The following is a 20,565-nucleotide window of genomic DNA, read 5'->3' as shown; positions in this document are numbered from 1 at the left end:
GAAGAAGCCGTAGTGGTCGTCAAGGAGGCCGAGAGTGGAGCGAACTCCGCTGCCGACGGGGTGAGTCAGTCCCTGGCGACGACGACCACCTCGTCCCCGGCCGCCCAGCGGCGCCGCTCCTCCTTGGGCGGATTGATCCGCACTCCGTAGCCGGGGCTCGTCGACGAGTCGTCGTGGCTCCGGTAGCCGATGGCGCATTCGCCGCGGCGCCGTGCCGCGGCCACCACCGTGGCGAAGGACGTCTCGTGTCCGGGCAGCACGTAGTCGTCGGCCGGCCGGAGGCGGACTCCGGTGCCGTCGGCGGAGAACAGTTCCTCGAACACCGCTGCCAGGTGCCGGTTCTGGGAGATCTGCGCCATGAGCAGGCCGATGAGCTTGCCGCTGATGATCACGTCGGCTCCCGGGCCGATGGGGGCCAGGGCCCGGTTCCGGTCGTCGATCAGCTCGGTGACCACCGGCAGTTCACGCCCGGTGGCTTCCTCCAGCCGGCGCAGGAGCAGGAGGGTGACGAGCGTGCGGTTGTCGGGATGGTCCGACGGTTGTCCGGGCGCGGGGTCACGGCCGAGCACGATCACGCTGTCGTAGGAGTGGACGTCCAGGCGCCGCAGGGTCTCCGGACGGGTGATGTCCCCGTGGTGCAGGGTCAGGCTCAGGCCGGTGGCTTCGCCCTCGCCGGACTCGTCCAGCTGCCGGGCCGTCGCCTCGCCGGGTTCCGCCACCACGTCGACGGCGGACCCGGGCAGGGCGCGGCGGCGCAGTTGGTCGACCATGAGCGGTGCTCGGCGGTTCCAGCCCAGCAGGAGGACGCGCTCCGCCCGTGCGGGCGTCGGCGGGCCGGAGGCCATCGCCGCCTCCTCCACCAGCTCCGCGCAGTCGGCCGTCCAGGCCGTGTCGTCGTCACGGGTGATGACGACGAGCAGGTCGCCCGCGGCGATGGGCGTCTCCGGAGGCGGACTCAGCAGCGGGGTGCCCGCGCGCACCATCCCGACGACGCTCGACGTCGGGTACGACAGCAGCGCCTCGGCGAACGGGCGGCCGGTCAGGGCCGGCTCGGTGACCAGGTAGAACTCGTCGCCGGCGAAGTCGAGCAGTTCCTGGTGGACGAGGGAGAGCCCGGGGCGGCGGGCGGCCTGGACGATCAGCCGGGCGGTGACGGTGTCGCTCTCCAGGACGATGCCGCCCGGTCCGGCGGCGAGACGGGCGGCGAGGAGGTACCGGTCGTCCCGGACGGCGGCGACGACGGGCGGCCGGTTCCCCACCCCCGCCAGGGCCGCCCTGAGCGCCAGCAGTGTCCTGACCACCTCGGCATCGGCCTCGGGCTCGTCGTGCGGCAGGATCAGCACGACACCGGCGGTGGCCGGGCTGGCCAGGGGGAGCACGGCGGGGTCGGTGGGGGGACCGCTGCGGCAGATCAGCCGGGTGCGGCCGGCGGAGCCCAGCTTCGTACTGAGGGCCTCCTCCATGAGGGTCTTGTCCCGGTCGGCCAGCACCGCCACCGCGGCCCGCCGCTGGTTGGCGTTGGCGGCGACCAGCTCGCTCACCACGGTGAAGACCTGCTCCGACCATCCCAGGATCACGGCGTGCCCGTGTTCGAGCACGGTGGAGCGGCCCCGCCGCAGCGCGGTGAGCCGTTCCGTGAGGGCCGTCGTGACCAGGCCGACGAGCGTCGAGACGTACAGCAGGGTGACCAGCGCGAGCAGCACCGACATCATCACCCGCAGCGGCGTACCCGTCGCGCCGCCCAGCCGCAGGGTCTCCCCGGTGAGCCGCCACACCTCCGCCAGCCGGTCCGCCGGGGAGGCCGGCGCGGCGGGGTCGGTCCACACCACCACCGCGCTGGCCGGTACGACCACGGCCAGGCACAGCAACGCCATCCAGCCGACGAGAGCGGCGGCACCGCGGGCCAGCGTGCTGTCGAACCAGTAGCGGGCTCTGTCACCGAACGGAGTGCGCCGCTGCGCCACCCTTCCCCCTCCATCGCCGCGCACTCTCGCGAGGCCGCGTCGGCCTCGCGCACGTGATGCGCCGCGCGGGCCCGCCGGAGAGCACGGATGTGTCACACCAGTCGCAGTGTGCGGGACCGGTCACCGCGTCCGACGGCGTTCGCGCGGCGTTCATCCCTTCGGGTCTCCCGGGCCGTTCACGGCGGCCGACCAGCGGTGACGTCAGGGTTCGCCGCCGTTTAGCTCCTTCGTGTCAACGCCGGAGCGAAGGGCGGGCGCACCGTCACGGCCGCCGGTACAAAGACCGCCATGACCGAAGATCACGCAGTGGTGCGTTCAGAAGGCGGCCTCTCCCGCAGGAGCTTCGCGGCGGTGGCGGGCACGGCCACCGCCGCCACCGCACTCACCGGGGGTGTCGCCGCGGCCCGGCCCGCTCCGGCCGCTCCCGCCGCTCCCGCCGCTCCGGCCGACAGACGGGACACCGACTTCGACCGGTGCCTGGCCGTCGCTCGCGCGCTGCTCGTACTGGACTCCGACGACCGCCCCCTCGTCCCGCGTTACCGGAGCGTCCTCCAGAAGGGACTGCCCGCTCAGCGGCGGACACGGCCCAGGAACGTCCTGGTCGTCGGCGCCGGCCCGGCCGGACTGGTGGCCGCCTGGCTGCTGCGCGAGGCGGGCCACCGGGTGACGGTGCTGGAGGCCAACGGCAACCGGGCGGGCGGACGCGTCAAGACCTTCCGCAGCGGGGGCCACGAACGCGCCGAGCAGCCCTTCGCCGACCCCCGCCAGTACGCCGAGGCGGGCGCGATGCGCATCCCGGGCAGCCACCCGCTCGTGATGGAGCTGATCGACCGGTTCGGCCTGGAGAAGCGGCGTTTCCACTACGTGGACGTCGACGGAGACGGCCGTCCCTCCCACCGCACCTGGATCCACGTCAACGGCGTCCGTGTCCGACGTGCCGACTACGCCCGCGCCCCCCGGCGCGTGAACCGGTCGTTCGGCGTCCCCAAGGCTCACTGGGACACCCCCGCCGCCGCCATCCTGCGCGCCGCGCTGGATCCGGTGCGCGACGAGTTCAGTTACCTGGACCGCGACGGCAAGCGGGTCGACAAGCCGCTCCCGGAGCGGCTGCGGGGATGGGCCCGCGTGGTGCAGCGGTTCGGCGACTGGTCGATGTTCCGCTTCCTGACCGAGCAGGCGGGCCTGGACGAGCGGACCATCGACCTGATCGGCACCCTGGAGAACCTCACCTCGCGTCTCCCGCTCTCCTTCATCCACAGCTTCACCGGGTCCTCCCTCATCAGCCCCGACACCCCCTTCTACGAGCTGGAGGGCGGCACGGCCGTGCTGCCGGACGCCCTGCTGGAACGGGTGCGCAAGGACGTGCGCTTCGACCGCCGGGTCACGCGCATCCAGTACCACCACCCCGACCGCCCTGCGCCGGACGCCGAGCACGTCCGGGCCAAGGGGCCGCACGTGTGGGTGGACACCGTCTCGGAGGGCCGGGGCGGCCCCGTCGTACGCGAGCAGTTCACCGCGGACGTCGCCGTGGTGACGGTGCCGTTCTCGGGACTGCGCCACGTGCAGATCGAACCGCCCATGTCGTACGGCAAGCGGCGGGCGGTCTGCGAACTGCACTACGACAGCGCGACCAAGGTCCTGCTGGAGTTCAGCCGCCGCTGGTGGGAGTTCGACGAGGCCGACTGGAAGCGGGAGCTGCGGGCCATCGACCCCAGTCTGTACGACGCCTACCGCACCGGCCGGGCCGCCGCCGACGGCAGCCTGCTCGGCGCCCATCCGTCCGTGCCCTCCGGGCACATCACCGCGGGGCAGCGCACCCACTACGCCGCCAACCGCTCGCTCACCCGCGACCAGCCGGAGGCGGTCGACGTCGTGGGCGGCGGCTCGGTCTCGGACAACGCCAACCGGTTCATGTTCCACCCCTCCCATCCGGTCCCGGGCAGCGCGGGGGGTGTGGTCCTGGCCTCCTACAGCTGGGCGGACGACGCTCTGCGCTGGGACTCCCTGGACGACGACGCCCGGTACCCGCACGCCCTGTGCGGCCTCCAGCAGGTCTACGGCCGGCGCATCGAGGTCTTCTACACGGGCGCGGGCCGCACCCAGAGCTGGCTGCGCGATCCCTACGCCTACGGGGAGGCGTCCGTGCTCCTGCCCGGGCAGCACACGGAGCTGCTGCCCGCCATCCCCGGACGCGAGGGACCGTTGCACTTCGCCGGGGACCACACGTCCGTCAAGCCGGCGTGGATCGAGGGGGCCGTGGAGTCCGCCGTGCGCGCCGCGCTGGAGATCCACACCGCGTGAGCGGACCGGCGCGAGCGGGCTCCCGAGCCCGACCGGCGTCCTTGCGCGACGAGGCCCGAGACGAGTCCTGAGACCAGGCCTGAGGGGAAGCAGGGGGCCGTCGGGGTGCTTCGTGACGGAGCGCTCCGGCGGCCCCCTGCGGACGGGCGGCGCTCACCGCGGAAGCGGGTACCGGCCCGTTCCGTACCCTGGGTGCATGCGCATGCGTCCCACCCTGAGCTGGACCCCGCCCGAGGGTCTGCCGCCGGGCACCGCGGATCTGGAACCGGTCGTCGACGCGCTGGGCGCCGGAGGTGTGCTCGTCCTCAGCGGGGCGGGGATCTCCACGGAGTCGGGCATCCCCGACTACCGGGGCGAGGGCGGCAGCCTGAGCAGGCACACCCCGATGACCTACCAGGACTTCACCGGCAGTGCCCAGGCCCGGCGCCGGTACTGGGCCCGCAGCCACCTCGGCTGGCGCACCTTCGGCCGCGCCCGCCCCAACGCCGGGCACCGGGCGGTGGCCGCGTTCGGACGGCACGGTCTGCTCGGCGGGGTGATCACGCAGAACGTGGACGGTCTGCACCAGGCCGCCGGCGGTGAGGACGTCGTGGAGCTCCACGGGAGCCTGGACCGGGTGGTCTGCCTCTCCTGCGGCGCCTTCAGCCCGCGCCGCGAACTGGCCCGGCGGCTGGAGGAGGCCAACGCCGGCTTCTCACCCGTGGCCGCCGGCATCAACCCCGACGGTGACGCCGACCTGACCGACGAGCAGGTCGGGGACTTCCGCGTGGTGCCCTGCGCGCTCTGCGGGGGCGTCCTCAAGCCGGACGTGGTGTTCTTCGGCGAAGCCGTTCCACCGGCGCGGGTCGAGCACTGCCGGGCGCTGGTCCGGGAGGCGGCCACGCTCCTGGTCCTGGGCTCCTCGCTCACGGTGATGTCCGGACTCCGCTTCGTCCGCCAGGCCGCGCAGGCCGGCACACCCGTGCTGGTCGTGAACCGGGACCCGACCCGGGGCGACACGTACGCCCGCACCCGCGTCGCGCTCCCGCTGGGTCAGGCCCTCACCACCGTGGCCGACCGGCTGGGCGTTCCAGTCGACCCGGCGGCGGAGTCCGGGCCCGGGCACCCTTCGGGTGGCCTTCCGTCCCGGAGCGCGGCACGGTGACGGGCACCCCCTTGGCAGAACTCATTAATTAACATTTAATCGGGACGGCCGATCGTTCTTCTCCCTACCCGGCGCAGGAGCCTCCCGTGAAGATCACCCGCGTCGAGACCTTCGCCGTCCCGCCCCGCTGGCTGCTGTGCCGGGTCGAGACCGACGAGGGCCTCGTCGGCTGGGGCGAGCCGGTCGTCGAGGGCCGGGCGGCCACCGTACGCACCGCGGTGCACGAACTGGCCGAACTCCTCGTAGGACAGGACCCGTCGCGCATCGAGGACCACTGGCAGGTCATGACGAAGGGCTCCTTCTACCGGGGCGGTCCGGTGCTCTCCAGTGCCGTCGCGGGGCTCGACCAGGCACTGTGGGACATCGCGGGAAAGCGGTTCGGCGCACCGGTCCACGTGCTGCTCGGCGGCCCGGTGCGCGACAGCGTCCGCGCCTACAGCTGGGTGGGCGGCGACGAGCCCGCCGAGGTGGCGGACGCCGTCGCGGCGCAGGTGGAGGCCGGATTCACGGCGGTCAAGATGAACGCGTGCGGCAGGATGAACCGGCTGGCCACCACGCGCGACATCGACGACCTCGTGGGGCGGGCCGCCGCGACGCGCGAGGTGCTGGGCCCCGACCGGGACTTCGCCGTCGACCTCCACGGCCGTTTCACGGTGGCCAACGCGCGCAAGGTACTGCCGCACCTGGCCCCCTTCAATCCGCTCTTCGCCGAGGAGCCGGTACTTCCGGAGTACACCCACCTCCTGGGGGACCTGGTGGCCGGCTCGCCGGTGCCCGTCGCCACCGGCGAGCGCCTGTACTCCCGTACCGACGCCCTGCCGGCCCTCCAGGCCGGGATCGCCGTCCTCCAGCCCGACCTCTCCCACGCGGGCGGGATCTCCGAGGTGCGCCGCATCGCCGCGCTCGCGGAGACCTTCGACGTCCCCGTCGCCCCGCACTGCCCGCTGGGCCCGGTGTCGCTCGCCGCCAGCCTGCAGATCGCCTTCAGCACCCCGAACTTCCTCATCCAGGAGCAGAGCATCGGCATCCACTACAACCAGGGCGCCGAAGTCCTCGACTACGTCGCCGACCCCGAGGTGTTCCGCTTCCACGACGGCTGCTTCCTGCGTCCGACCGCGCCGGGCCTGGGCGTCGAGGTCGACGAGCGGGCCGTACGGGCGGCCGACGGCAGCGCCCCCGACTGGCGGGGGCCGGTGTGGCGGCACCCGGACGGCTCGTTCGCCGAATGGTGACGCCCTCCGCCCCGCCGTAGCCGCACCCGGCCCCCCGCACCCCGTCGTCCTCCCGCACCGGAGCCCCTCATGGACCTCACCGACTTCACCACCCGTCTGAGCCGCGACAGGCTCGCCGCCATCGTCCGCGGACGCTCGGCGGACGCCGCCCTGCGCACCGTGCTGACGCTCGTGGAGGAGGGCGTCGGCCTCGTCGAGGTGTCCCTCAACACGGACGACGCCTGCGGCGTGATCGCCAGGGCCGCCCGCGCGGTCGGCGACGACGCCTTCGTCGGGGCCGGCACGGTCGTCACCCGGGACGACCTGCTGCGCGCCCGGGACGCCGGCGCGACCTGGGTGGTCACCCCCGCGGGCGGTGACGCGGTGACCGCCGCCGTGCAGGAGCGGCTGCCCGTCCTGGCGGGCGCCCTGACCCCCACCGAGGCCGTCGCCGTCATGGCCGCGGGAGCCACCGCGGTGAAGCTCTTCCCGGCCTCGTCGGGAGGGCCCGCCTACCTCAGAGCTCTGCGCGATCCGTTCCCCGACATGCCGCTGGTGCCCGTCGGCGGCGTGGACGCGGAGCTCGTGCCGGAGTACCTCGCGGCCGGCGCCCTCGCGGTCGGCGTCGGGTCGCCGCTGGTCGGCGACGCCGCTCACGGCGGGGACCTGGACCTGCTCCGCGACCGGGCCCGCCGGTTCCTCGCGGTGTGCCGTGGAGAGGAGCCGGGCGCATGACGGCCGACGTCCTGACCTTCGGCGAGACGATGCTGTCCCTCCAGACCGAGGGCCCGCTGACCACCGGGAGCCCGGCCCGCACGGCGGTGGCCGGCGCCGAGTCCAACGTCGCCGTCGGGCTGGCCCGCCTGGGTCACCGCGTCTCCTGGGCCGGCCGGCTGGGCGCGGACGAACCGGCCCGCCTCGTCCTGCGGACCCTGCGCGGCGAAGGCGTCGACGTGCGGCACGCCACCACCGACCCCGAGGCCCCCACGGGCGCCCTGATGCGCGAACGGCTCGCGGGCGACGTGACGCGCGTGCACTACTGGCGCGCCGGATCGGCGGCCTCGCGCCAGCGGCCCGAGCACCTGACCGCCGCGCTGGCCGAGGGCGCGCGCATCCTGCACGTCACCGGCATCACCTGCGCCCTGGGCCCCGGCCCGCTCGCGACCGTGGCCGAAGCGGTCGAGTACGGGCGCGAGCACGGCTGGACGGTGGTGCTGGACGTCAACCACCGGGCACGCCTGTGGGAGGCGGAGGAAGCGGCGCGCGTCCTGCGCCGTCTGCGCGGGTGCGTCGACATCCTGATCGCCTCGGACGACGAACTCCCGCTGATCGCCGGGGACGACGGCGCGGACGAGACCGCGCGGGTGACGGAACTGCTCGCCGCCGGCGCCCGCGAGGTCGTCGTCAAACGGGGCGGCGACGGTGCCGACGTGTACGGTGCCGACGGCCGGCACCTCCACCAGCCCGCCCACCGCGTGCCGGTCGTCGACACGGTCGGTGCCGGGGACGCCTTCTGCGCCGGATACCTGTCGGGTCTCCTGGACGGCCTGGCACCGGCCGACCGTCTGCGGCGCGCGGCCACGACCGGCGCCTTCGCGGTCGCCGCCCGGGGCGACTGGGAGGGGCTGCCGCACCGCGACGAACTCGCCCTGCTCAACGCCCCGGCCGGCAGCGCCCTACGCTGAGCCCCGGCCGGCGCCACGCCGGCCCTCGTCGTACCGAGTCACCACCAGGAGATCCGCATGGCGTCCTACTCCGGCCGAGGCGTGCACGGGCAGGTCGTGCACCGGTTGGGCGCGCGCATCGTGGGGGGCACCTTCGCCGAGGGCGAGATCCTGGACATCGGCGCCCTCGGGGCGGAGCTGGACGTGAGCCTGACCGTCATGCGGGAGGCGCTGAAGGTCCTCGCCGGCAAGGGACTGACGGACGCGCGGCAGAAGCGCGGTACCTATGTCAGGGAGCGGGCCCACTGGAACCTCCTGGACGCCGACGTGATCCGCTGGCGGATGGAGACCGGGGACGGCGCCCAGCTGCTGCGCGACCTCGCCGACGTACGGTCCGTCGTCGAGCCCGCCGCGGCGCGTCGTGCCGCCCTGCACAGGACCGACGCCGACCTGACCGCCCTGCGAACCGCCCTCGACGCGATGGGGCGGGCCCGGTCGGACTCCGTCGCGGTCACCGAGGCGGACGCGGCCTTCCACCGGGCGCTGCTCGCCGCCACCGGCAACGAGCTGCTCGGCAGGATGGACCTGCTCCTGGAGCCCGGCCTCAAAGAACGCGACCGGCTGGTCCACGCGCACGGCGACGCCGACGACCCCGTGCCCAGTCACCGCGCGGTGCTCGACGCCGTCCGGGACCGGGACCCCGCTCGCGCGGAGGCCGCCATGATGGCCCTGCTCGCCAAGTCCGCCGAGGACACCGACCACCTCACCAGCGCCTCCCCCAACGCCGTGACCGCCTCCGCGCCCGGCCCGACCGCCTCCCCGACGTCCCGAGGGTCCGACCGGCCGGCCACCTGAACCGCTGACCACCTGACCGCCGACCGTCGGCCGCCGGCCGCCGTCCGCAACCCGATCCCCCGGATGACGCGTCCTGAGGATCAAGGACGAGCGGACGGGAATCGACGGTGCGGTGGACGCGGGCGAGGGGCGGAACGGTCTGGACGCGGGGGCGCGTACCCGCCGCAGGGGCGGTGGTGACCGCGGCCCTGCTGCTGTTCCACGGGGCGGTTCCCAACGCGGTGCTGGGACTGGGCAGCCTGCTGGAGTCGTTCCTGCCGTGGCTCGGCCTGGCGGGCGTGGTACTGCTCCTCGTCGCGCTGCTGCGCCGTTCCGCTCTCGCACTGGTCGCCGTGCTGCTCCCCGCGGCGGCCTGGACCCACCTCTTCGGCCCCCTGCTCCTGCCCGCGCCGGAGCCGGACGCCGCCGACCTGGTCGTGGTGCAGCACAACGTCAGCGACGAGAACTCCGACCCCTCGGGCACGGCCCGCGCCCTGGCCGGGGCCGGGCCCGACCTCATCGCCCTCCAGGAGCTGGTCTCCCCCGCCCTCGGCGTCTACACCGAGACCCTCGCCGCGGAGTACCCGTACCGGGCGGTGCGGGGCACGGTGGGCCTGTGGTCGAAGCATCCGCTCGCCGATGTCCGGCCCCTCGACATCAGGCCGCGTGGCATCACGCGGGAGTGGAACCGCGGGCTGCGCACGGTGGTCCGCACGCCGCGTGCCGAGGTCGCCGTGTACGTCGCGCATCTGCCCTCCGTCCGCGTCGGGGCCGGTGGCCTCGCCGCGTCCCGGCGCGACGAGAGCGCCGGTCTGCTGGGCGACGCCGTCGCGGCCGAGAGGCTGAGCAGGGTGGTCCTGCTGGGCGATCTCAACGGCACGGTGGACGACCGCGCGCTGAAGCCGCTGACCTCACGACTGGACGTGGCCGAGCGGGGTGTCGCCCTCAGTTTCCCGGCCGTCTTCCCGCTGGCCCGGATCGATCAGGTCATGGCCCGTTCGGCGACCGTCGGCCACGTCCGGACGCTGCCCGCCACCGGCAGCGATCACCTTCCGGTGGTCGCCCGCGTCAGGCTCCACTGAACCCGTCGACCCACAGGGCACCAGAGCGGCATACGCGTCACTACCGGGCGTGACGACCTCGACCCGGCGGGCGAGCAAGCCGCTTGCGGAGCTTGCGTTAGCCTTTCGTCTGTGACGCGACGACTTGCTCAGGTGGCGAAGAAGGTTGGGGTCAGCGAGGCCACGGTCAGCCGGGTACTCAATGGCAAGCCCGGCGTGTCCGAGGCGACCCGGCAGTCCGTGCTGAGCGCGTTGGACGTCCTCGGGTACGAGCGGCCGACGCAGTTGCGCGGTGAGCGGGCGCGGCTGGTGGGGCTGGTGCTGCCCGAGTTGCAGAACCCGATCTTCCCCGCGTTCGCCGAGGTCATCGGGGGTGCGCTGGCCCAGCAGGGCCTGACGCCGGTGCTGTGCACCCAGACCAAGGGCGGCGTGTCCGAGGCCGACTACGTCGAGCTGCTGCTCCAGCAGCAGGTGTCGGGCGTCGTCTTCGCCGGCGGACTGTTCGCCCAGGCGGACGCCCCCCACGACCACTACCGGCTGCTCGCCGAACGCAACATCCCCGTGGTCCTGATCAACGCCGCCATCGCGGACCTCGACTTCCCCTGCATCGCCTGCGACGACGCCGTCGCCGTCGAGCAGTCCTGGCGCCACCTCACCTCCCTGGGCCACGAGCGCATCGGCCTGGTCCTCGGCCCCGGCGACCACATTCCCTCCCGCCGGAAGCTGGCCGCCGCCCAGGAGACGGCGCAGGCCATGGGCGCCGCGCTGCCCGCGGAGTTCGTCGAGCGCACGATGTTCTCCCTGGAGGGCGGGCAAGCGGCCGCCTCCCGCCTGCTGGAACGCGGCGTCACCGGCATCATCTGCGCCAGCGACCCCCTCGCCCTCGGCGCCGTCCGCGCCGCCCGCAGGCGCGGACTCCACGTACCCCGCGACGTCTCCGTCGTCGGCTACGACGACTCCGCCTTCATGACCTGCACCGAACCACCCCTCACCACCGTCCGCCAACCCATCGAAGCCATGGGACGCGCCGCCGTCGACCTCCTCTGCGCCCAGATCCAGGGCACCGAGGTCCCCCACGGCGAGCTGCTCTTCGAACCCGAACTCGTCGTCCGCGGCTCCACCGCCCAGGCATCCGCCAAGTAGCGGGACTCCCGCCCCCGGCGCCCTCCGTACCGCAATTTTCTTGCGGGAATTGGCAGTGACTTGCGGCCGTCCGACTCGGCCGACGAAAACCCCTGCTCCAGGGCACCGCCTCTCACCCCGCATGCCCTCACGAGGACCGTCGCGCCTCAATCGGTGCTGACTTGCTCCTGTGTTCCCTGTGGACGACTGAACAGTTCTCTGCAACTCTCTGAGCGCTTTCACGTAAATGCCGGAGAACATTGAGTGTCCACCTGATGAGCGCATCCGACTGAGCCGTGCCTCGTGGCCCTGCGGCGCGAGGCGGAGATCGGGGACAGAACAGATGAGAAACCGGAACTGGAGATCACGTGCCCTGTGCACCGTGGTCGCGACCAGTCTCCTGGCGCTGGGAGGACCGCTGCTGTCCGCCTCGGCGGCAGGTGGTCCCAACATCGCCGTGGGGGACCCCGCGGCGGCGAGCAGCTCGCACGCCGAGTACGGCGCCGCCCACGTCACCGACGGCGACCAGGGCACGTACTGGCAGAGCGGCGGCGGCAGTCTGCCCCAGTGGGTCCAGACCGACCTCGGTACCACCGAGCGCATCGACGAGGTCGTCCTGAGGCTGCCCGCCGGCTGGGAGAGCCGCGACCAGACGCTCTCCGTCCAGGGCAGCGCGGACGGCACCGGCTTCAGCACTCTGAAGAGTTCGGCCGCGTACACCTTCAGTCCGGGGTCGGCCAACACGGTCACCGTGAGCTTCCCCGCCACCCGGACGCGCTACGTGCGGATCGACATCACCGCGAACACCGGGTGGCAGGCGGCTCAGCTCTCCGAGCTGGAGGTCCACGCGGCCGGCGAGTCGTCCGCGAACCTCGCCGCCGGGCGCACTCTGACGGCGAGCAGTTCCACCGGTCGGTACACCCCCGGCAACGGCAACGACGGGAACAGGGCGACCTACTGGGAGAGTGCCGGCAACGCGCTGCCGCAGTGGCTCCAGGCCGACCTCGGTTCCTCCCGCCGCGTCGACCGCGTCGTGCTGCGGCTGCCGGACGGCTGGCCCGCGCGCAGCCAGACCCTGAAACTCCAGGCAAGTGAGAACGGTTCCGCGTTCACGGACCTGACCGCGGCCGGGACCCACGCCTTCGGCGCGGCGAACGGCCAGTCCGCCACCCTCACCTTCGACGCGACGACCACCCGGTACCTGCGCGTCCTGGTCACCGCGAACACGGGACACGCGGCGGCGCAGTTCTCCGAGGTGGAGGTGTACGGGCCGGCGACCGGTGACACCCGGGCGCCGACGGCGCCGGCGAACCTGGCCCTCACCGAGCCCGACACCGGCCGGATCAGACTGACCTGGAAGGAGGCGACCGACGACACCGCCGTCACCGGGTACGACGTCTACGCCAACGGCGATCTGCTCACCTCGGTCGCCGGCGACGTCACCACGTACACCGACACGCGGCCGACCGGTACGACGGTCACCTACCACGTACGGGCCAAGGACGCGGCCGGCAACCGGTCGGCGAACAGCAACCCGGTCACCCGGCACGCCGACACCGGAGACACCCAGGCACCCACCGCGCCCGCGAACCTGGCCCTCACCGAGCCCGACACCGGCCGGATCAGACTGACCTGGAGCGCCTCCACCGACGACAAGGGCGTCACCGGGTACGACGTCTACGCCGACAACCGGCTCCGCGGCAGCGTCGCGGGGGACGTCACCACCTACACCGACACCCAGCCGGCGTCGGCCGACGTGACCTACTTCGTGCGGGCCGAGGACGCGGCCGGCAACCGGTCGGGCGACAGCAACTCCGTGACCCGTCCCGGCAGCGGGAGCGGGTCCGACCTGGCGGTCGGCAAGCCGATCAGCGCCTCGTCCGTGATCCACACGTACGTCGCCGAGAACGCCAACGACAACAACACGTCGACCTACTGGGAGGGAGCGGCGGGCAGCTACCCCAACACGCTCACCGTGAAGCTGGGGACCGACGCGGACGTCAGCCGCGTGGTGCTCAGGCTCAACCCGGACGCCGCCTGGTCCAGGCGCACCCAGAACATCCAGGTGCTCGGCCGGGAGCGGGACGCGTCCGGCTTCACCGGCCTGGTGGCCGCCAAGGACTACGTCTTCGATCCGGCGAGCGGCGGCAACAGCGTGTCCATACCCGTCGGCGGCCGGGCCGCCGACGTCCAGCTCAGGTTCCGCTCCAACACCGGGGCGACGGCCGGGCAGGTCGCCGAGTTCCAGGTCATCGGCACGCCCGCGCCCAATCCCGACCTGGAGGTGACGAAGCTGACCTCGTCACCGGCGTCGCCCGTCGAGTCGGACCAGATCACCGTGTCCGCCACCGTCCGCAACAGCGGCTCGGCCGACGCACCGGCCGGCGACGTGACCCTGCGGCTGGGTGGCACGAAGGTCGCCACCGCCGAGGTCGGCGCCCTGCGGGCGGGTGCCGAGAGCACGGTGAGCGCGTCCGTCGGGGCACGCGCGGCGGGCTCCTACGAACTGAGCGCGGTCGTCGACGAGGCGAACCGCATCACCGAGCAGAACGAGACCGACAACACCCACACGCGGCCCGAACCGCTGGTGGTCAGGCCGGTCCAGAGCTCCGACCTGGTCGCCGCGGCGGTCACCACCGCACCCTCCGGCCCGGCCGCCGGGGACGACGTGAGCTTCAAGGTCGCGCTGAAGAACCAGGGCACGCAGGACTCGGCCGGCGGCGCCCACGCGGTGACGCTGGCCCTGGTCGACGCCGCGGGCACCACGGTCAGGACCCTGACCGGCACGCACTCCGGTGTCATCGCCGCCGGCACGACGGCCCCGGCCGTGAGCCTCGGCACCTGGAAGGCGGCCAACGGCTCCTACACCCTGAAGGTCACGGTCGCCGATGACGCGAACGAGCTGCCGGTCAAGCGGGAGAACAACACCTCCACGCGGCCGCTGTTCGTCGGGCGCGGCGCCGACATGCCGTACGACACGTACGAGGCGGAGGACGGCACGGTCGGCGGCGGCGCGAAGGTGGTGGGCCCCAACCGCACCATCGGCGACATCGCGGGCGAGGCGTCCGGCCGCAAGGCGGTCCACCTCGACGCGGCCGGCGAGTACGTCGAGTTCACCACGAAGGCCGACACCAACACCCTGGTGACCCGCTTCTCGATCCCGGACGCGCCGGGCGGCGGGGGCATCGACTCCACGCTCAACGTGTACGTCGACGGCGCCATGAAGAAGGCGCTGCCGCTCACCTCGAAGTACGCCTGGCTATACGGCAACGAGGCCGGGCCCGGCAACTCCCCCGGCGCCGGCGCGCCGCGCCACATCTACGACGAGGCGCACCTCGTGCTCGGCGAGACCGTCCCGGCGGGCAGCAGGATCCGGCTGCAGAAGGACGCCGCGAACACCACCGACTACGCGATCGACTTCGTGGACCTGGAGCAGGTCGCGGCGGTGCCCAACCCCGACCCGGCGGCGTACGCGGTGCCCGCGGGCTTCACGCACCAGGACGTGCAGAACGCGCTCGACCGGGTCCGCATGGACACCGCCGGCAAGCTGGTCGGCGTGTACCTGCCGCCCGGTGACTACCGGACGTCGAGCAAGTTCCAGGTGTACGGCAAGGCGGTGAAGGTGGTGGGCGCCGGCCCCTGGTTCACCAGGTTCCACGCGCCCGCGGAGCAGGACAACACCGACGTCGGCTTCCGGGCCGACTCGACGGCGAAGGGCTCCTCGTTCGCGAACTTCGCCTACTTCGGCAACTACACCAGCCGCATCGACGGGCCGGGCAAGGTGTTCGACTTCTCCAACGTGTCGGACATCGTGATCGACAACATCTGGAACGAGCACATGGTGTGCCTGTACTGGGGCGCCAACACCGACCGGGTCACGATCAAGAACTCCCGGATCCGCAACATGTTCGCCGACGGCGTCAACATGACCAACGGCTCCACCGACAACCTGGTGTCCAACAACGACGCCCGGGCGACCGGGGACGACAGCTTCGCGCTGTTCTCGGCGATCGACGCGGGCGGCGCGGACATGAAGAACAACCTCTACGAGAACCTGTCGTCGACGCTGACCTGGCGCGCCGCGGGTCTGGCCGTCTACGGCGGCTACCACAACACCTTCCGCAACATCCATATCGCGGACACCCTGGTCTACTCCGGCATCACCATCAGCTCGCTGGACTTCGGCTACCCGATGAACGGCTTCGGCACCGATCCGACGAGCTTCGAGAACATCTCGATCGTCCGGGCCGGCGGGCACTTCTGGGGGAACCAGACCTTCCCCGGCATCTGGGTGTTCTCGGCGTCCAAGGTGTTCCAGGGCATCCGGGTCGACAACGTCGACATCGTCGACCCGACCTACAGCGGGATCATGTTCCAGACGAACTACGTGGGAGGGCAGCCGCAGTTCCCGATCAAGGACACGGTCTTCACCGACGTCTCCGTCTCGGGCGCGCGCAGGAGCGGTGACGCCTTCGACGCCAAGTCCGGCTTCGGCCTCTGGGCCAACGAGATGCCCGAGCAGGGACAGGGGCCGGCGGTCGGTGAGGTCACGTTCAACGGGCTGAGGCTCGACGGCAACGCCGTGGACGTCCGCAACACGACGTCCACCTTCAAGATCATCCGCAACCCCTGACCCGAGCTCGGCCACTGTCGGACGGTTCGATGACTGGCGCAAGTCTCTTGCAGAGGCTTGCGCTAGTCTTTCGTCTGTGACGCGACGACTTGCTCAGGTAGCGAAAAAGGTTGGGGTCAGCGAGGCCACGGTCAGCCGGGTGCTCAACGACAAACCCGGAGTCTCGGAGGCGACCCGGCAGTCCGTGCTGAGCGCGTTGGACGTCCTCGGGTACGAGCGGCCGACGCAGTTGCGCGGTGAGCGGGCGCGGCTGGTGGGGCTGGTGCTGCCCGAGTTGCAGAACCCGATCTTCCCCGCGTTCGCCGAGGTCATCGGGGGTGCGCTGGCCCAGCAGGGCCTGACGCCGGTGCTGTGCACCCAGACCAAGGGCGGCGTGTCCGAGGCCGACTACGTCGAGCTGCTGCTCCAGCAGCAGGTGTCGGGCGTCGTCTTCGCCGGCGGACTGTTCGCCCAGGCGGACGCCCCCCACGACCACTACCGGCTGCTCGCCGAACGCAACATCCCCGTGGTCCTGATCAACGCCGCCATCGCGGACCTCGACTTCCCCTGCATCGCCTGCGACGACGCCGTCGCCGTCGAGCAGTCCTGGCGCCACCTCACCTCCCTGGGCCACGAGCGCATCGGCCTGGTCCTCGGCCCCGGCGACCACCTCCCCTCCCGCCGGAAGCTGGCCGCCGTGCGGGCCGCGGGAGGCTCACTCGGGGACGACCTCGTGGAACGCTCGATGTTCTCCCTGGAGGGCGGGCAAGCGGCCGCCTCCCGCCTGCTGGAACGCGGCGTCACCGGCATCATCTGCGCCAGCGACCCCCTCGCCCTCGGCGCCGTCCGCGCCGCCCGCAGGCGCGGACTCCACGTACCCCGCGACGTCTCCGTCGTCGGCTACGACGACTCCGCCTTCATGACCTGCACCGAACCACCCCTCACCACCGTCCGCCAACCCATCGAAGCCATGGGACGCGCCGCCGTCGACCTCCTCTGCGCACAGATCCAGGGCACCGAAGTCCCCCACGGCGAGCTGCTCTTCGAACCCGAACTCGTCGTCCGCGGCTCCACCGCCCAGGCATCCGCCAAGTAACCGCACCTCAACATCTTCGGCAGGCTGTCGAGCAATTACGAAATCAGCGCGAGATATTGCGCCCACATGTTCGCGGTGGTTGAGTGAGCGGCGCCCCACAACGCATCGGCGGTGGGGCGCCTTCCACGTTCATGCCCGAAGGGGACCACCCATGAGAAGTGCTCGGTTCCGCCGTACTCGCCGTGCCGGCGCCATCACGCTCGTCTCCGCCCTCACCCTGACCGCTCTGGCCGCCTGCGGCACGAGCAGCAGTGATGACGGCGGCGGTTCCGAAGGCGGCAGCGGCTCCTCCGACCCGGCCGCTCCGCTGGACCCGAAGACCAAGGTGACGATCACCATCGACTGCATGCCCCCGGCGGCGAAGGCGGCCGAGCTCAAGGAGTGGAAGGAGGACGTCAAGGAGTTCAACAAGACGTACCCCAACGTCACCATCGAGGGCCGCTCCACCCCGGGCCAGTGCCTGGAGCCGCCGCGCTTCACGGCGATGCTGAAGGCGAAGTCCCAGCCCGACGTCTTCTACACGTACTTCACCGACCTCCCCCAGGTGCTGGACAACGACGGCGCCGAGGACATCACCGCGTACGTGAACGACCGGACGGTCCCCGCGCTCAAGGACATCGACCCGAACGTCCTCGGCTCGCTCAAGCACGAGAACAGGCTCTACGGCCTGCCCACGAGCAACTACACGATGGGCCTGCTGATCAACCGCAAGCTCTTCGAGGAGGCCGGGCTCGACCCGGACGCCCCGCCGCGTACCTGGGAGGAGGTCCGCACCGCCGCCAAGAAGATCGCCGGCCTGGGCGACGGCATCGCCGGCTTCGGCGAGTACAGCGCCGGCAACACCGGCGGCTGGCACTTCACCGCCCAGATGTACAGCCTCGGCGGTCAGGTCGTGGACGCGAGCGGCAAGAAGGCGGCGTTCAACGACGAGCTGGGCAAGCAGGTCGCCGAGAACCTCCACGCCATGCGCTGGGAGGACCAGAGCATGGGCAAGACCCAGCTGCTCAAGTGGGGTGACCTGCAGAAGCAGATCGCCACCGACAAGCTCGGCATGTTCCTCGCCGCTCCCGACGACATCACGTACATGGTCCAGCAACTCGGCGCGGACTACGAGAACTTCGGCATGGGCCCGATCCCGGGCGAGAAGAACACCCTGGCCGGCGGCAACAACTACGTGATCAAGAAGGGGATCTCCGCCGACAAGATCAAGGCCGGCATCGCGTGGCTCAACTTCCAGAACCTCACCGTCGGCAAGGGCCAGTTCGACTGGGCCCGCAAGAAGACCGACAAGCTGCCCGTCGGCCTCCCGCAGCCCAACTTCTGGCTGAACGAGTCGAAGAAGAAGGACGACGCCGCCCGCATCGAGCACGCCACCATGCCGGTCGAGAACTTCAAGACCTTCATGGACAACCCGGTCCCGGGCATGGCCGAACCGCCGAAGGCGCAGGAGGTCTACAAAGTCCTGGACAACGTGATGTCCGGCATCCTCACCAACGAGGACGCCGACATCGACAAGCTGCTGTCCACCGCCGAGCAGCAGGTCGACCAGGTTCTGGCCACGCAGTGACCGGCTCCCTCGGGGGGCGGGCCGCATCGCCCCCCGGGGCCCATGAGATCAGTACCGAGGAGCGTCGATGTCGGCCCCCAGCCTGACCCCGAGCAAGGCGGCGAGATCCCGCCACGACCGGCCGCCGGTGGACGGCCCGCCTCCGCCCGGCGGGTCGTTCACCAGGAGCCTCAAACGCAATCTCACCGCACACGGCTTCCTGATCGGAGCGGTCCTCTGCTTCGCGATCTTCTCCTGGTACCCGATGGTCCGGGAGTTCTTCCTCGCCTTCCAGAAGACGGACCAGGGCGAGGTCTCCTGGGTCGGCCTGGACAACCTGGAAACGGTCTTCAACGACCCGGCCTTCTGGCAGGCCTGGCGCAACACGCTGCTGTTCACCGTGCTGGCCCTGGTGTTCGGCTTCGCCGTGCCGTTCGTCGTCGCGCTCGTCATCAACGAACTCAGACACGGCAAGGGGTACCTGCGCCTGCTGGTCTACCTGCCGGTCATGCTGCCCCCGGTCGCCGCCGTCCTCCTCTTCAAGTACCTGTACGACCCCGGTTACGGCCTGCTCAACGAGGTGTTCGGGGCCGTCGGACTGCCCGAGCAGCAGTGGCTGCAGGACCCCGACCTCTCCATGCTCTCCGTGGTCATCGCGTCGACCTGGATGAACATGGGCGGCGCGGCACTCATCTACCTCGCCGCGCTCCAGGGGATACCCGGGGAGCTGTACGAGGCGGCCGAGCTCGACGGTGCCGGACTGCTGCGCAAGGTGTGGCACGTGACGATCCCGCAGACGCGGCTCATCCTCTCGCTGATGCTGCTCATGCAGGTCATCGCCACCATGCAGGTCTTCGTGGAGCCCTTCCTGCTCACCGGCGGCGCCGGTCCCGAGGGCTCGACCACCACGGTCGTCTACCTCATCTACCAGTACGCCTTCAACTTCAACAACTACGGTGCCGCGGCGGCCCTCGGCCTGCTGCTCCTCGTACTCCTCGCCGGATTCTCGGCGGCGTACGTGAAGCTCAGCCGCGCCGAGGACGAGTAGGCCGGGGGAAACCACAGATGTCCACACGCACGCTCATCTCACCGGCCCAACTCGCCAGGCCGCGCGGCAAGATCCTCTACTGGGTGACGTTCGGCGGCGTCGTCACCCTCTTCACCGTGGTCTTCCTCGGCCCGATGTACTGGATGGTCTCCAGCGGCTTCAAGGACACCCAGGAGGTGGTCCGGACACCGCCCACCCTGGTGCCCGAGTCGTTCGAGCCCGACAACTACGCGCAGGCGTGGAACGTCATGGACCTGGCCGGCCTGCTCGGCAACACGCTGTACTACGCGTTCGGCGCGCTGGCCTTCCAGCTCGTCCTGGACGTGGCGGCGGCGTACTCGCTCTCCAAGCTGCGGCCGGTCTTCGGCAAGGCCATCCTCGGCATGATGCTGGCGACGCTGATGATCCCGGCCACCGTGCTGGTCGTGCCGCAGTACCTGACGGTGCTCGACGTGCCGGTCTTCGAACGCAACCTGCTCAACACGCCCTGGGCGATCTGGCTGCCTTCGGTGACCAACGCCTTCAACATCTTCCTGCTGAAGCGGTTCTTCGACTCGATCCCGAAGGAGCTGCTGGACGCCGCGTCCATGGACGGCGCCTCGCCGATGCGCACGCTCCGGTCGATCGTCCTGCCCATCTCGCGGCCGATCCTCGGCGTGGTGTCCATCTTCGCGATCGTGGGCGTCTGGAAGGACTTCCTCTGGCCCATGCTGACGCTGCCCGATCCCGCCAAGCAGACGCTGAACGTCGGCATCTACTCCCTGTCCAACGGTGTGCCCGTCAACGTGCTGATCGCCGCGCTGACCATGGCCTCGCTGCCGACCCTGATCATCTTCCTGATCTTCCAGCGCAACATCATGAGCGGACTCACCGCCGGCGGGCTCAAGGGCTGAGCCCCGGCCCGTCCCGTCAGCCTTCGCCGCCGGCCCGTCCGACGCCCCGCCCTGTCCGGGCCGGCGGCG

14 protein-coding genes are annotated in these 20,565 nt (G+C 71.6%); 13 read left to right on the top strand and 1 reads right to left on the bottom strand.

The genetic code is table 11. The annotated features are described in order from the left end of the window. Positions 1-65 precede the first annotated feature (65 nt). Complete coding sequence (locus tag SAM23877_RS31110) at positions 66-1,964, bottom strand: CASTOR/POLLUX-related putative ion channel (RefSeq protein ID WP_053140270.1); 1,899 nt, start codon at positions 1,962-1,964, stop codon at positions 66-68. Between the two features lie 288 nt (positions 1,965-2,252). Between SAM23877_RS31110 and SAM23877_RS31105 the strand changes: the two genes are divergently transcribed. From SAM23877_RS31105 to SAM23877_RS31045, 13 genes are all read left to right on the top strand, one after another. Beyond that, complete coding sequence (locus SAM23877_RS31105; RefSeq protein WP_053140267.1) at positions 2,253-4,265, top strand: flavin monoamine oxidase family protein; 2,013 nt, start codon at positions 2,253-2,255, stop codon at positions 4,263-4,265. 196 nt (positions 4,266-4,461) lie between these two features. Further along, positions 4,462-5,409 carry an NAD-dependent protein deacetylase gene (locus SAM23877_RS31100; protein ID WP_053140264.1) on the top strand — a complete coding sequence of 316 codons (948 nt, stop codon included), beginning with the start codon at positions 4,462-4,464 and terminating at the stop codon, positions 5,407-5,409. A gap of 86 nt (positions 5,410-5,495) precedes the next feature. After that, complete coding sequence (gene dgoD / locus SAM23877_RS31095; protein WP_053140259.1) at positions 5,496-6,641, top strand: galactonate dehydratase; 1,146 nt, start codon at positions 5,496-5,498, stop codon at positions 6,639-6,641. A 69-nt stretch (positions 6,642-6,710) separates the two neighbouring features. Beyond that, positions 6,711-7,355 (top strand): bifunctional 4-hydroxy-2-oxoglutarate aldolase/2-dehydro-3-deoxy-phosphogluconate aldolase, encoded by a 645-nt coding sequence (locus SAM23877_RS31090; RefSeq protein WP_053140256.1) that lies wholly within the window; start codon positions 6,711-6,713, stop codon positions 7,353-7,355. Then, entirely contained in the window at positions 7,352-8,305 is a 954-nt protein-coding gene (locus tag SAM23877_RS31085) for a sugar kinase (RefSeq protein ID WP_053140254.1), read from the top strand. Before SAM23877_RS31090 ends, SAM23877_RS31085 begins: the two co-directional genes overlap by 4 nt. Before the next feature lie 57 nt (positions 8,306-8,362). After that, positions 8,363-9,139 (top strand): FadR/GntR family transcriptional regulator, encoded by a 777-nt coding sequence (locus tag SAM23877_RS31080; protein ID WP_053140250.1) that lies wholly within the window; start codon positions 8,363-8,365, stop codon positions 9,137-9,139. A 107-nt stretch (positions 9,140-9,246) separates the two neighbouring features. Next, a complete protein-coding gene (locus SAM23877_RS31075) occupies positions 9,247-10,200 on the top strand; it encodes an endonuclease/exonuclease/phosphatase family protein (protein ID WP_079030543.1) in 954 nt (317 codons plus the stop codon). 111 nt (positions 10,201-10,311) lie between these two features. Then, the gene (locus tag SAM23877_RS31070) at positions 10,312-11,322 is read left to right on the top strand and encodes a LacI family DNA-binding transcriptional regulator (protein WP_053140244.1); all 1,011 of its coding nucleotides are present in this window, start codon (positions 10,312-10,314) and stop codon (positions 11,320-11,322) included. Positions 11,323-11,644: 322 nt separating this feature from the next. Then, positions 11,645-15,934, top strand: a complete 4,290-nt coding sequence (locus SAM23877_RS31065) for a discoidin domain-containing protein (protein WP_079030542.1) — start codon at positions 11,645-11,647, stop codon at positions 15,932-15,934. A gap of 76 nt (positions 15,935-16,010) precedes the next feature. Beyond that, positions 16,011-17,009 carry a LacI family DNA-binding transcriptional regulator gene (locus SAM23877_RS31060; RefSeq protein ID WP_053140236.1) on the top strand — a complete coding sequence of 333 codons (999 nt, stop codon included), beginning with the start codon at positions 16,011-16,013 and terminating at the stop codon, positions 17,007-17,009. 151 nt (positions 17,010-17,160) lie between these two features. Next, entirely contained in the window at positions 17,161-18,576 is a 1,416-nt protein-coding gene (locus tag SAM23877_RS31055) for an extracellular solute-binding protein (RefSeq protein ID WP_053140232.1), read from the top strand. A gap of 67 nt (positions 18,577-18,643) precedes the next feature. Further along, positions 18,644-19,603 (top strand): carbohydrate ABC transporter permease, encoded by a 960-nt coding sequence (locus SAM23877_RS31050; protein ID WP_053140229.1) that lies wholly within the window; start codon positions 18,644-18,646, stop codon positions 19,601-19,603. Positions 19,604-19,620: 17 nt separating this feature from the next. Continuing rightward, complete coding sequence (locus SAM23877_RS31045) at positions 19,621-20,496, top strand: carbohydrate ABC transporter permease (RefSeq protein WP_053140224.1); 876 nt, start codon at positions 19,621-19,623, stop codon at positions 20,494-20,496. The last annotated feature ends 69 nt before the right edge of the window (positions 20,497-20,565 follow it).

Origin of the sequence: Streptomyces ambofaciens ATCC 23877, from assembly GCF_001267885.1 — a bacterium.
Classification (GTDB): domain Bacteria; phylum Actinomycetota; class Actinomycetes; order Streptomycetales; family Streptomycetaceae; genus Streptomyces; species Streptomyces ambofaciens.
Note: the sequence above shows the minus strand (reverse complement) of the source record. Positions and strands in the feature narration are given on the sequence as shown.